This window comes from Streptomyces sp. NPDC020845 (assembly GCF_044334165.1).
GTDB lineage: Bacteria > Actinomycetota > Actinomycetes > Streptomycetales > Streptomycetaceae > Streptomyces.
Window position 1 is genome coordinate 571,935 of sequence record NZ_JBIRSJ010000005.1, and the last position, 12,017, is coordinate 583,951.

The window sequence follows — 12,017 nt, forward strand, 5'->3', positions numbered from 1 at the left end:
CGCCTCCCATACGTCTGCAATACGTCTGCTTATGTAGGCCTTTGCTTTAAGTGGCCTTCCTGAGACTACGCCTTGACGTCGTCGGGCAATTCGCCGACCCGGTTCTCCCACTTCGTGGACAGCACGATCGTGGTACGCGTACGGGCGACGCCCTTGGTCCCGGACAGCCGCCGGATGGTCCGCTCAAGCCCGTCCACATCCGAGGCGCGCACCTTGAGCATGTACGAGTCGTCGCCCGCGATGAACCAGCAGTCCTCGATCTCGGCCAGCTCGCGCAGCCGCCCCGCCACCTCCTCGTGGTCGGCGGCGTCGGAGAGCTGAATGCCGATGAGGGCGGTCACTCCTAGGCCCAGGGACGCGGCGTCGACGGTCGCGCGGTAGCCGGTGATCACTCCGGCCGCCTCCAGGCGGTTGATCCGGTCCGTGACGCTGGGTCCGGAAAGGCCGACGAGCCGGCCGAGCTCCGCGTACGAGGCCCTCCCGTTCTCCCGCAGGGCCTGGATGAGCTGCCTATCCACCGCGTCCATATGCCGTGCGCCTTCCATTATTCAAAGATACAGCAAGTTTACACGCATAAACTAAGGTACAGAGGGCATCTTGCCTTCTAGAACCTGAAGGCCCTGCGGCCTGTGCGGGCGGGCCACGCGGGCGGGCCACTTCGGCGAAGCGCCGTGGCGGTAAGGCCCCCGCTACTCGTCCCCGGCCCCTCCCCGGAGTTCCCCCTCCCAGCGGCGGTACAGCTTGTGCGGCACCCCCGCCGCGTCCAGCACCCGACCCGCCACGAAGTCCACCAGATCCTGGATATGGGTCGCCCCCGCGTAGAACGCGGGCGACGCGGGCACCACGACCGCGCCCGCCTCGTCCAGCGCGACCAGGTGTCTGAGGGTCTGACCGCTCAGTGGCGCCTCCCGCACCGCGACCACGAGCGGGCGCCGCTCCTTGAGGTTGACGCTCGCCGACCGCTGGAGCAGGTCCTTGGACAGACCCAGCGCCACCCCCGCCACACACGCGGTGCTCGCCGGGACGATCAGCATCCCCTTGACGTCGTAGCTGCCGGAGGACGGGCCCGCGGCCAGGTCCCCGGCCGCCCAGTGGCGTACGTCCGCCGTCTGCACCCGCGGTTCGAACGCGTCGGACGTGCCGTCCGCGCCGCGCGCCAGCCAGCGGCCGAGGTCCTGGCGCCAGTGCGCGTCCCGGAAGGAGATGCCCGTCTCGTCCAGCAGCGTCAGCCGCGAGGCCCGGCTGACCACCAGGTCGACGGCCTCCCCCGCGGACAGCAGCGCGCGCAGTACGGAGGCGGCGTACGGCGTCCCGGACGCGCCGGAGACACCGACCACCCAGGGCCGGCGCCGACTCACTTCTTCGTGCGGTCCGTACGGCTGTCTGTGCGGCCTGTACGGCTCGTGCGGCGGCTCCACACGACGAGCCTAACCAACGGGCCTCATGGGCTCAGCCCCCGCACCAGCAGGTCGAGCAGCGCACAGCAGAACAGCGCGATGCCGACGAAGCCGTTGACGGTGAAGAAGGCGCGGTTCAGCCGGGACAGATCGCCGGGCCGCACGACCGAGTGCTCGTACCAGAAGGCCGCCGCCACGATCAGCAGACCGAGCCAGAAGAAGAACCCGGCGTCGGTGGCCAGCCCATACCAGCCCAGCAGCAGCGTGGTGACGACGTGACAGACCCGCGCCCCGTACAGCGCCCCCGCGATACCGAAGCGGGCCGGCACCGACTTCACCCCGTGGGCCCGGTCGGCGGCCACGTCCTGGCAGGCGTAGATCAGATCGAAGCCGCCGATCCAGATGCCGACCGCGAGGCCGAGGATCACCGCGTCCCAGGACCACTCCCCCGTGATCGCGATCCACGCCCCGACCGGGCCCATCGCCTGGGCGAGGCCGAGGATGGCGTGCGGGAAGTTCGTAAAGCGCTTCCCGTACGGATAGACCACCATCGGGACCACCGCGACCGGCGCCAGGGCCAGACACAGCGGGTTCAGCAGCGCGGCCGCGCCGAGGAAGACGGCGAGCGCGACCAGCGCGCCGATCCAGGCGGAGCGCACCGGCACGGCGCCGGTGACCAGCTCACGCCCCGCGGTGCGCGGATTGCGGGCGTCGATCTCCCGGTCGATGATCCGGTTGCAGGCCATGGCGAAGGTGCGCAGCCCCACCATGGCGACCGTCACCAGCAGCAGCCGCAGCCAGTGGACCGTGCCGTCCCACAGCTCCATCGCGGTCAGCGAGGCGATGTAGGCGAAGGGCAGCGCGAAGACCGAGTGCTCGATCATCACCAGCCGCAGAAAGGCGCGGACGCGGCCGGGCGGCGCGGATTCGGGGCCGAGGATGCCGGAGGTCGCGGAGTCGGCGCTCATCGGGCCACCCCAGCAAGGGGCGTGCCCGCGCCGCCCGACTCCGTTCTCGCCGCGCCTGTCACAGCCCGTACTCCTTCCATCGCCGTGTCACCCGATCGGCCGTCTCGGGGTCGGACTCGACCATCCGCGGCCAGCCGCCGTCGCGCGTATAGCCCTCCTCGGGCCACTTCGCCGTGGCGTCGATGCCCGCCTTGCCGCCCCAGAACTGCTGGTACGAGGCGTGGTCGAGATGGTCGACCGGACCCTCGGCGACGGTCAGGTCGCGGGCGTAGTCGGTGTTGCCCAGCGCCCGCCAGGACACCTCGTGCAGATCGTGGACGTCGCAGTCGGCGTCGACCACGACGATCAGCTTGGTCAGCGACATCATGTGCGCACCCCAAATGGCGTGCATCACCTTCTGTGCGTGTTTCGGGTACTTCTTCTCGATGGAGACGATCGCACAGTTGTGGAAGCCGCCCGACTCCGGGAGGTGGTAGTCCACGATGTCCGGGATGATGATCTTGAGCAGCGGGAGGAAGAACCGCTCCGTCGCCCGCCCCAGCGGCCCGTCCTCGGTCGGCGGACGGCCCACCACGATCGACTGGAGCAGCGGGCGCTGCCGCATCGTCACACAGTCGATGGTGAGCGCCGGGAAGGGCTCCTGCGGGGTGTAGAAGCCGGTGTGGTCGCCGAACGGGCCCTCGGGCAGCATCTTCCCGGGCTCCAGCCAGCCCTCGATGACCACCTCGGCGTGGGCCGGGACCTGAAGGGGCACCGTCTTGCAGTCGACCATCTCGACCCGCTTGCCCTGGACGAAGCCCGCGAGGAGGTATTCGTCGATATCGCCGGGCAGCGGGGCCGTCGCGGCGTACGTCACGGCGGGCGGCGCGCCGAAGGCGATCGCCACCGGCAGCTTCTCGCCGCGTCTGGCGGCCACTTGGTAGTGGTTGCGGCTGTCCTTGTGGATCTGCCAGTGCATCCCGATGGTGCGGCGGTCATGACGCTGCAGCCGGTACAGGCCCAGGTTCCGGGCCCCGGTCTCGGGGTGCTTGGTGTGGGTCAGGCCGAGGTTGAAGAAGGACCCGCCGTCCTCGGGCCAGGTGAACAGCGCGGGCAGCGCCTCCAGGTCGACGTCGTCGCCCGTGAGCACCACCTCCTGCACGGGCGCGTCCTTCACCTTCTTCGGCGGCACATGCGCCACCGCGCCGAGCTTCCCGAACGCCTCGCGCAGCCCGCCGAAGCCGTGCGGCAGCTCCGGCTTGACCAGCCCGCCGATCTTCTCGCCGATCTCGTCGTACGAGGCGAGCCCAAGGGCCTTGAGGAGGCGGCGATCGGTGCCGTAGACGTTCATCGCCAGCGGCATGGCCGAGCCCTTGACGTTCTCGAAGAGCAGCGCCGGACCGCCTGACTTGTTCACCCGGTCGACGATCTCCCCGATCTCCAGATACGGGTCGACTTCGGCCTTGATGCGCCTGAGGTCTCCCTCGCGGTCAAGCGCCCGCAGAAAGGAGCGAAGATCGTCATAAGCCATGCGTTCCAGTATCCGGTACGGACTACCCTGGAGCCGTCATGGGGCCACGTGCGGCCCACCATCGTTCCCCGGGGACCGGCCATCATGCTCAGGTATCTGCCCTTCCTGCTCATCCTGGCGCTGTGGATCTACGCCTTCATCGACTGCCTCAACACCCCCGAAGAGGAAGTGCGCCACCTGCCCAAGGTGGTCTGGGTGATCATCGTGCTGCTCTTCGGCGAGGTGCTGATCGGCCCGATCGCCTGGCTGGTGGCGGGCAAGAACCGGGCCGCGATCGCGGGCGCGGGCGGTGGCGGCCGTTCCTCGGCCGGGCCACAGCAGCAGTGGGTGGCCCCGGACGACAACCCCGAATTCCTCAAGTCCCTCCGCGAGGAGAACAAGAAGGACGACGAGGAACTGCTCAAGGACTGGGAGGCGGACCTGCGCCGCCGCGAGGAGGAGCTGCGCCGCAAGAACGAGGAAGGTTCGGGGGACGCGAAGGAGTAAACCTCCAAGGGCGAGGCGCAGGGGCGTACGGGCTGGTGGGCCCGTACGCCCCTGCGCGTCTCAGCGGCTCAGGTGGCGGGCTCTGTATACGACGCTCTTTGTGTCACGCCGTCACTGCGGGCGCTGGTCCAGCTTGTCCACGACCGCGCGGTCCAGGATCGCGGCGGTGCCGGTGACCTGTCCGGCCTTGTGGCCGTCACCGTCCTTGAGCGCGACGCTGCGCTCGCCCAGGTACTCGCCCGTCTGCTGGTTGAAGATCAGCTCCTCGCGGATGGCGGAGCGGCCGGAGTCGACCCGCGCGACGGCGACCCCGTGCCGCCCGGCGGCGTCCACGGCATCGGGCACGACGACCACACCGGGGATCTCCGCCGCCGCTCGGTAGAGCGCGACGCTCACCTTCGGCGGCATCAGCGATTCGCGGATGAGGTCGCCGACGAGCACGAACGCGTCCTGGTCCAGCGACCGCTCAGGGTCCCGGGTCCGCTCCACCGTGGTGTAGATCCACTTCCGCATCGCGCCGGGATCGGTGGGGAGGGACTGGAGATGGCGGTAGCTGGTCGACCTGTCGTAGCCAGGCTTGCCCTGGGCGGGTTCGGGGTCCAGGGGCTGGACCTTGTTGTCCGGCCGGCCGGGCTCGCGCAGCAGCCCGTTGCGGGAGCCGTCCACCGACAGCCAGACCTCGCGGCGGTGCAGCGGGTCGAGCTTGGGGGGCCCGCCGTTCACCTGGCTCTCGAAGGCCACCTTGCTGTGGATGTACACGTACTGGTCGTCGCGGATGCCCCCGCCGCCCTTCCACTCCGCCGCCGACGACGCCGACGACTTCTCCGCCACGGTCGCGATGCGGCCCAGCACTTCGGGCGCGTTGTCCTCGGTGTCCCCGTTGACCCGCGGCGCGAAGGCGTACGTGGCCGTGCCGTCTGGGCCGACCCGCAGGCCGTCGCCGTCGTCCGCTCCCGTCACCGCGAGCCCGCCGACCACGGCGAGCGCGAGGGCAGCGGCGAGGGCGGGGCCCGCGACGGCCGGGCGCAGCCATGCCCTGCGGGGCTCTTCGGCCGTCTCGGCGTCGGGCCGCCGGACCTCGTCGGCCTGCCGGATCTCGCGCATCAGATGCTCCTTGAGGAGCCGGTGACGGCCCGGCGGCAGGTCTCTCTCGGGGAGAGTCGGGATGTCGTTCATCGGTTTCCCTCCTGGATGGGCCTGGCCGCGGTTGTGCGGCCATCACTCATCTGTGCGCGGCGGCGGGCGGGTTCCCGGTTCTCCTCGGCGGTCTTTCGCGTGGCTTTGTCCGCCGCCGCGGCAAGCTTCTTGCGGGCGCGGGACAGCCGTGAGCGCACCGTGCCCACGGGCACGCCAAGGGCCTCGGCCGCGGCCGCGTAGTCGAGGCCGGACCAGACGCACAGCGCGAGGACTTCGCGCTCGGGGCGGCGCAGGGCCTTGAGGGCGGTCGTCACGGAGGCGAGCAGTTCGGCGTCGTCGATACGGGAGGCGACGTCGTCCGCGAAGTCGCGTACGGCCTCCTGGCGCGGCAGCCGACTGACGGCGGCAGCGTGGCGGCGGGTGGCACGCCGGGCGTTGCGGACGGTGTTGGTGGCGATGCCCAGCAGCCAGGGGCGCAGGCTGCCGCCTTCCGGGTCGATCCGCTCGCGCAGCCGCCAGGCTTCGAGGAAGGTCAGGGACACCATGTCCTCCGCCGTCGACCAGTCCCCGGTCAGGCGGTAGGCATGGTTGTAGACGGAGCGCGCACAGGCGTCGAAGAGCTCCCCGAAGGCTTCGGGGTCCCCGTCTCTGATACGGGCTCGAAGATTCTTCTCCACGACGGGGACTGTCCGAACGACGAGGGCCGGTTCCCGTGACCTTGGTCACGGGAACCGGCCCTGCGGGCGGCGGCGGTTCAGACTCCGGCGTAGGAGTGCTTGCCGCTGATGAAGATGTTCACGCCGTAGTAATTGAAGAGGTAGCAGCCGAACGCGATCAGCGCGAGGTAGGCGGCCTTGCGGCCCTTCCAGCCGGCGGTGGCGCGGGCGTGCAGATAGGTGGCGTAGGCGACCCAGGTGATGAAGGACCAGACCTCCTTGGGATCCCAGCCCCAGTAGCGGCCCCAGGCGGCCTCGGCCCAGATCGCGCCCGCGATGATCGTGAAGGTCCACAGCGGGAAGATCGTGGCGTTGATGCGGTACGCGAACTTGTCGAGGCTGCCTGCCGCGGGCAGCCGCTCCAGGACGGACGCGAAGCGGCCGGGCTGCTCGCCCTTGGCCAGCTTCTCCTCGTACCGGTCACGGAAGAGGTAGAGCAGCGTGGAGACGGCGCCCAGGTAGAGGCAGGCGCCGGAGATGATCGCGCAGCTGACGTGGATCCACAGCCAGTACGAGTGGAGGGCGGGAACCAACTGGTCGCTGGCGGTGTACAAGACAGAGACAGCGAGACCGAGGTCGAGGAGGACCGTGGTGACGAGGGGGAGCCCGATCCAGCGCACATTCTTCTTCAGCGCGAGAAGGGTGAGATACGCACCGACCGCGACCATGGCGAAGGTCGTGGAGAACTCGTACATGTTGCCCCAGGGGGCGCGCTGTACGGACAGGGCGCGGGTGAGCACGGCGCCGACGTGCATCAGGAAGGCGAGCACGGTGAGGCCGACGGCGATCCGGCCGTACAGATCGCCCTGTTCGGTGCCGCCCGCGGCGCCGGGCCCGTCGGGGACGTCACGGGTGCCCGCGGCGGAGCGGGTGACGATCTTGGGGCGTTCGAGGACGGCGGTGCCGCCGCCCTGGGCGCCCCGCACAGAGGCCCTGGACAAGGCTGCGGGGGCTGAGGCGGCGGAGTCGGCGGTGATGGCGGCGGCGGTGCGGCCGACGGCGCTGCGACTGCCGAACACCCACTCGGCGATATGGGCGAGGAAGGCGAGGGTGTAGACCGCCATGGCCGAGTAGATCAGCACATTGCTGAAATGGGCCAGGCTCTCGTTGGTTTCGGCAGCGAGGTTCACGCGCGCGCTCCTTCGGCAGGATCAGCGGTTTGTGCGGTGTCGATATCCGGATTCGGCTCCGGCTCCGGCGCGGGCGGGGCCTCGGACTGCAGGGCCACGGCGAGGTCGGCGAGTTCTTCGGGAAGCTTGGCGGACTCGCTGCGGCCGAGCCCCGCCATCTCGACGACGGTGACGCCGTCGTCTCCGGTCACCGCGCGGACCCATACCCGGCGGCGCTGGATGAACAGGGAGGCGGCGAGGCCGATCAGGGCGGCGACGGCGCCCACGAGCGCGTAGTCGTTGCCCGGCCGGTGGGAGATCTGGAAGGTGGCCCAGGTCTTGATGCCCTCGAACTTGAGGGTCCCGGCGCCGTTCGGCAGCTTCATGGTGTCGCCCACCTTGAGCGCCTTCGCGAAGGCCGACCCGTCGGACTCCTTGAACTGCTTCATCCGCGAAGTGTCGAGCTGGTAGACGTTCTGCGGGATCCCGGCGTCCACGCCCAGGCTGCCGTGGTAGACGGTCAGGATGAGCGCCGGATTGTCCAGCGCCGGGAACTGGGAGAACATCGTGCCCGTGTTGAGGTCGAGGGTCGGCACGAACTGCCCCTGGAAGCCGAGCTGGTCCTTCTTGTTGTTCTTGTCGCGGTAGTCCGGGACCTTGATCACTACGTTCTCGGTGAGGTTGACCGCGTCGATCGGCAGCGAGGCCACCGCCCCGCGGAACGCGACCTTGCCCTGCCCGTCGCGCACCGTGACGATCGGGGCATACCCGTGACCGAGCAGATAGACCTTGGAACCCGCGATCTCCAGGGGCTCATTGACCTTGATCGAGGTCTTGTGCTCCTTGCCGTCCGCACCCTCCCAGTAGGTGACATCGGCGCGGAAGGTGCGGGGGGTGCGCTTCTGGGGGCCGCTGCGCTCATAGGTCGCCGTGAAGCGGTCCAGTTGGAAACCGAAGGGAGCGAGGTCGTTCTTGTCGAAGAGGGTGCCGGATTTGAAGTCGTCGTACTGCGTCAGATTGTTGGCGAAGCCGTCGCCCTCGACGATCAGCTTCCCGCCCTCGGCCTTGTACAGCTGCCCGACGGCGAAGGCCACCAGCATCACGATCAGCGCGATATGGAACAGGAGGTTGCCGGCCTCGCGCAGATAGCCCTTCTCGGAGGCCACCGCGCCACCGACCGTATGGGTCCGGAAGCGGCGCCGCTTCATGATCCGCTGGGCGGTCTCCAGCACCCGCTCCGGCTCGGCCTCGGTCCGCCAGGTGGTGTAGGCGGGCAGCCGGGTCAGCCGGCGCGGGGCGCCCGGCGGACGGCTGCGCAGCTGGCCGATGAACTGCCAGGTGCGCGGGACGATACAGCCGATCAGCGAGACGAACAGGAGGATGTAGATCGCGGAGAACCACACCGAGCTGTAGACGTGGAAGAGCCCCAGCTTCTCGTAGACCGGCGCGAGCGTTTCGTGCCGCTGCTTGAAGTTCTCCACCTTGACCGGGTCGATGCCCGTCTGCGGGACCAGCGAGCCGGGGATCGCACCGAGCGACAGCAGGAAGAGCAGCAGTAGCGCCACCCGCATCGAGGTCAGCTGCCGCCAGAACCACCGGGCCCAGCCGATCGGCCCCATCGAGGAGACGCTGATCTCCTCGGCGGGGGCCGTGGACAGCTGCGCCCCCGCCGCGCCGAGGTCGCGCTCGTCGGCGGGCCCGGCGGCCTCGGCTCCCTTGACGGCCTTGCCGGGGGGTTCGCTGCTGCCGGTGGCGGTGTCGGTATCGGTGGTGGACATCGATCAGATCCCAACGTTGAAGCGCAAGGCCCAGGCCTGCATGTCGCCCATCATGCTGTCCCAGACACCTGTGAGGAGCAGCACCCCGAGGGCGACCAGCATGCCGCCGCCGATCCGCATCACCCAGACGTAGTGCCGCTTGACCCAGCTGAAGGCGCCGAGCATGCGCCGGTAGGCGATGGCCACGGCGATGAACGGCAGCCCGAGACCGAGGCAGTACGCGACCATCAGCAGGGCACCGCGCCCCGCGCTCGCCTCGTTCAGCGCCAGGGCGTTGACCGCGGTGAGGGTGGGGCCCAGGCACGGGGTCCAGCCCACGCCGAACAGGGCGCCCAGCAACGGCGCGCCCACCAGGCCCATCCCGGGCTTCATATGAAAGCGGAACTCCCGCTGCCCGAAGCCCTTCAGCATCCCCATGAAGGCGAGGCCCATGACGATCGTGATGACCCCGAGCACCTTGGAGAGAGTTTCCTTGTGCTCCTGCAGCGTCCAGCCGAAGTTGCCGAAGAGCGCGCCGGCGGAGACGAAGACGGCGGTGAAGCCGAGTACGAAGAGGGAGGCGCCGGCCAGCATCCGGCCGCGCTTGGCCTCGCCCAGATCCGTACCGGTGACGCCTGTGACATACGACATATAGCCGGGCACCAGCGGCAGGACGCAAGGAGAGAAGAAGGAGACCAGGCCACCGAAGACGGCGACCGGCAGCGCCACCAGCAGCGCCCCGGTCAGGACGGTCTCATTGGCGCCGGGGACGGCCGCGGCCAGAATGCTCACAGCGTCACTTCTCCTCGATCAGCGGCTTGAGCATCTTGCGCAGGCTCTCCTCACTGAGCGGGGTGAGCGCGCGCGCCGCGATCCGGCCTTCCCGGTCCAGGACGATGGTCGTGGGGATGGCCTGCGGATTGAGGCTGCCCTTGGGGAAGCGCAGCATGAGCTTGCCGATCGGGTCGTACAGGCTCGGATAGTCGACCTTGAATTCCTTCTCGAACTGAATCGCGTTGGCGGGGTCCGGGTCACGGGTGTTGATCCCCACGAACTGCACCCCGTCCGCCTCGGTGTCCTTCGCGACCTTGACGAGGTTGGGCGCCTCGGCCCGGCACGGCGTGCACCACGAGCCCCAGACGTTGATCACGACGATCTTGCCCTTGTAGTCGGCGAGATCGAGCTTGTCGCCGTCGAGGGTCTTGCCGGTCAGCTCGGGGGCGTGTTTTCGGTCGCCCTTGGCGACGGTGTCCACGCCGCCCTTGCCCTGGATGAACTTGGTGTCGCTGGAGCCGCCCGAGGTGCCGCCCGCTCCACAGGCGGACAGGGTCAGCGCGGCTACCGCGGCGCCGGTGGCCAGCACGGTTGCGCGAGGGCGGATCGCGAGGCGCCGAGAGGCGCGGCGGGCACTCATGTGAAAAGTTTCGCATGCGCCTTTCGCGGATCTACGGCACCCCCCTCGGCACCGTCCCGGCAGCGTCCCGGCGTTCCCTCTGCGCCTTCTCGGCCGTGCCTTCGGCCCGGTCGGCCGGGCCGCCCGCTCAGGCGGCGGCGCTCCACCGCTGGCCCACGCCGAACCCCTGCAGATGCTGGAGGACCTTGGGGTCCTGGGCGTCCATCCAGTCCGTGAGCTGCCGGAAGGACACCAGCCGGACGTCCTTGTGCTTTTCGTCGGCGATGTGCTTGATCGCCGCTTCGACGGCGTCCATGTAAATGCCGCCGTTCCACTTTTCGAAGTGATTGCCGATGAAGAAGGGGGCGCGGTTGCTCTCGTAGGCCCGCTGGAATCCGGAGATGTACGCCTGGGTCGCCTGCTCGCGCCAGCCCGGGTAGTTGGCCGGCGGGGCATTCGTCGAATTCCGGGACTGGTTGGCGAGGATGTTGTAGTCCATGGACAGGACCTCGAAGGAATGCCCGGGGAACGGTATTTGCTGCAGCGGGAAGTCCCAGATGCCCAGCTTCTTCGTCGGCCACACCTGACGCCCGCCGGGCGAGCTCGCGTCATAGCGCCAGCCCAGCTCCTTGGCGGTCGGCAGCAGGTTGTCCTGGCCGAGCAGACACGGGGTGCGGCCGCCGACGAGTTCCTTGCTGTAGTCGAAGGGCAGCGGGTCGAGGTCCTTGAAGCCGGTGTTCGTCCGCCACTTTGTGACAAACGACACAGCCTGGTCGATCTCCGACCGCCACTGGGCGGGCGTCCAGTTGCCGACCGAGCCGCTTCCGGCGCAGAAGTGGCCGTTGAAGTGGGTGCCTATCTCATGGCCTTCCAGCCATGCCTCGCGCACGTTCTCCAGGGTCATCCGGACGTGATCGTCGGTGAGATAGCCGATGTCGGAGGCGCCGACCGGGTTGTTCGGCGGCTGGTACAGCCGCTTCTTCGACTCCGGCAGGCAGTAGAGACCGGAGAGGAAGAAGGTCATGGCCGCGCCGTGGTCCTTGGCGAGCTTGCGGAACCGCGGGAAGAGGCCGTTGCCGACCTCTCCCGCCCCGTCCCAGGAGAAGACCACGAACTGCGGCGGCTTCTGGCCCGGCTCCAGCCGCTCCGGCGCGGACGGCTGGTTCGGCTGCTTCCCGGTGTGCGCGGTGGAGCCGTCGCCGATCGGCTTCGGCCGCGCCTGCGTCGTCCTGCCCGGCTTGGGGGTGAATCCGGATCCCGACGACGAGGAGCAGCCGGCGACGGCCAGCGACGCCGCCGCCCCCGCTCCCAGACCGAGAATCCCCCTCCGGCTGATCTCCCGCATCGTGTCCTCAATTCGCTCTCGCCGTAACCGGCTTCCGGGGTCCGCCAGGTCCTGCGGACGCCCGTTGAGATGGCGATGCGAATACCGAGGTTCCGAATCAGCGCCACCGAATCGAAACGTCGACGCGCTGTTTCCGTTCCATTACATATCGGCCGTGTACCCGCCGGTCATGCGCCGCCGGTCATACGCCGTACCCCTT

General features: G+C 69.2%; 12 protein-coding genes. 1 reads left to right on the plus strand and 11 read right to left on the minus strand.

What is annotated here, in order from left to right:
• Nucleotides 1–65: 65 nt before the first annotated feature.
• The 4 genes from ACH4U7_RS15670 to ACH4U7_RS15685 all read right to left on the minus strand — a co-directional run bounded on the left by ACH4U7_RS15670 (nt 66) and on the right by ACH4U7_RS15685 (nt 3,875).
• Nucleotides 66–527: an Lrp/AsnC family transcriptional regulator gene (locus ACH4U7_RS15670; RefSeq protein ID WP_385613657.1), complete on the minus strand. Its 462-nt coding sequence runs from the start codon at nt 525–527 to the stop codon at nt 66–68.
• Between the two features lie 162 nt (nt 528–689).
• Nucleotides 690–1,418 carry a UbiX family flavin prenyltransferase gene (locus tag ACH4U7_RS15675; RefSeq protein ID WP_398528440.1) on the minus strand — a complete coding sequence of 243 codons (729 nt, stop codon included), beginning with the start codon at nt 1,416–1,418 and terminating at the stop codon, nt 690–692.
• Between the two features lie 23 nt (nt 1,419–1,441).
• On the minus strand, nt 1,442–2,365 hold the full coding sequence (mqnP, locus tag ACH4U7_RS15680) for a menaquinone biosynthesis prenyltransferase MqnP (protein WP_398528441.1): 924 nt from the start codon (nt 2,363–2,365) through the stop codon (nt 1,442–1,444).
• Nucleotides 2,366–2,423: 58 nt separating this feature from the next.
• Nucleotides 2,424–3,875 (minus strand): menaquinone biosynthesis decarboxylase, encoded by a 1,452-nt coding sequence (locus ACH4U7_RS15685; RefSeq protein WP_398528442.1) that lies wholly within the window; start codon nt 3,873–3,875, stop codon nt 2,424–2,426.
• A gap of 84 nt (nt 3,876–3,959) precedes the next feature.
• On the opposite strand from ACH4U7_RS15685, the gene ACH4U7_RS15690 reads away from it, so the two are divergent.
• Nucleotides 3,960–4,361: a PLD nuclease N-terminal domain-containing protein gene (locus ACH4U7_RS15690; protein WP_398528443.1), complete on the plus strand. Its 402-nt coding sequence runs from the start codon at nt 3,960–3,962 to the stop codon at nt 4,359–4,361.
• 111 nt (nt 4,362–4,472) lie between these two features.
• On the opposite strand, the gene ACH4U7_RS15695 is transcribed toward ACH4U7_RS15690, so the two are convergent.
• The 7 genes from ACH4U7_RS15695 to ACH4U7_RS15725 form a co-directional block, all read right to left on the minus strand.
• Entirely contained in the window at nt 4,473–5,537 is a 1,065-nt protein-coding gene (locus ACH4U7_RS15695; RefSeq protein ID WP_398528444.1) for a CU044_5270 family protein, read from the minus strand.
• Nucleotides 5,534–6,175 (minus strand): RNA polymerase sigma factor, encoded by a 642-nt coding sequence (locus ACH4U7_RS15700; RefSeq protein WP_398528445.1) that lies wholly within the window; start codon nt 6,173–6,175, stop codon nt 5,534–5,536. Before ACH4U7_RS15700 ends, ACH4U7_RS15695 begins: the two co-directional genes overlap by 4 nt.
• Before the next feature lie 77 nt (nt 6,176–6,252).
• Nucleotides 6,253–7,344: a c-type cytochrome biogenesis protein CcsB gene (gene ccsB / locus ACH4U7_RS15705; RefSeq protein WP_398528446.1), complete on the minus strand. Its 1,092-nt coding sequence runs from the start codon at nt 7,342–7,344 to the stop codon at nt 6,253–6,255.
• Nucleotides 7,341–9,101, minus strand: coding sequence for a cytochrome c biogenesis protein ResB (locus ACH4U7_RS15710; protein WP_398528447.1), 1,761 nt, complete (start codon nt 9,099–9,101; stop codon nt 7,341–7,343). Before ACH4U7_RS15710 ends, ccsB begins: the two co-directional genes overlap by 4 nt.
• 3 nt (nt 9,102–9,104) lie before the next feature.
• Entirely contained in the window at nt 9,105–9,872 is a 768-nt protein-coding gene (locus ACH4U7_RS15715; RefSeq protein WP_385613642.1) for a cytochrome c biogenesis CcdA family protein, read from the minus strand.
• A gap of 4 nt (nt 9,873–9,876) precedes the next feature.
• Nucleotides 9,877–10,494, minus strand: a complete 618-nt coding sequence (locus ACH4U7_RS15720) for a TlpA family protein disulfide reductase (RefSeq protein WP_398528448.1) — start codon at nt 10,492–10,494, stop codon at nt 9,877–9,879.
• Nucleotides 10,495–10,621: 127 nt separating this feature from the next.
• Entirely contained in the window at nt 10,622–11,818 is a 1,197-nt protein-coding gene (locus ACH4U7_RS15725; RefSeq protein WP_398528449.1) for a hypothetical protein, read from the minus strand.
• Between the last annotated feature and the right edge of the window lie 199 nt (nt 11,819–12,017).

Excerpts from the sequence above, each read along its gene's own strand:
- ACH4U7_RS15670 (WP_385613657.1), bottom strand. The coding sequence starts at position 527 with ATGGACGCGGTGGATAGGCAGCTCATCCAGGCCCTGCGGGAGAACGGG.
- mqnP (WP_398528441.1), bottom strand. The coding sequence starts at position 2,365 with ATGAGCGCCGACTCCGCGACCTCCGGCATCCTCGGCCCCGAATCCGCG.
- ACH4U7_RS15685 (WP_398528442.1), bottom strand. The coding sequence starts at position 3,875 with ATGGCTTATGACGATCTTCGCTCCTTTCTGCGGGCGCTTGACCGCGAG.
- ACH4U7_RS15690 (WP_398528443.1), top strand. The coding sequence starts at position 3,960 with ATGCTCAGGTATCTGCCCTTCCTGCTCATCCTGGCGCTGTGGATCTAC.
- ACH4U7_RS15695 (WP_398528444.1), bottom strand. The coding sequence starts at position 5,537 with ATGAACGACATCCCGACTCTCCCCGAGAGAGACCTGCCGCCGGGCCGT.
- ACH4U7_RS15710 (WP_398528447.1), bottom strand. The coding sequence starts at position 9,101 with ATGTCCACCACCGATACCGACACCGCCACCGGCAGCAGCGAACCCCCC.
- ACH4U7_RS15720 (WP_398528448.1), bottom strand. The coding sequence starts at position 10,494 with ATGAGTGCCCGCCGCGCCTCTCGGCGCCTCGCGATCCGCCCTCGCGCA.
- ACH4U7_RS15725 (WP_398528449.1), bottom strand. The coding sequence starts at position 11,818 with ATGCGGGAGATCAGCCGGAGGGGGATTCTCGGTCTGGGAGCGGGGGCG.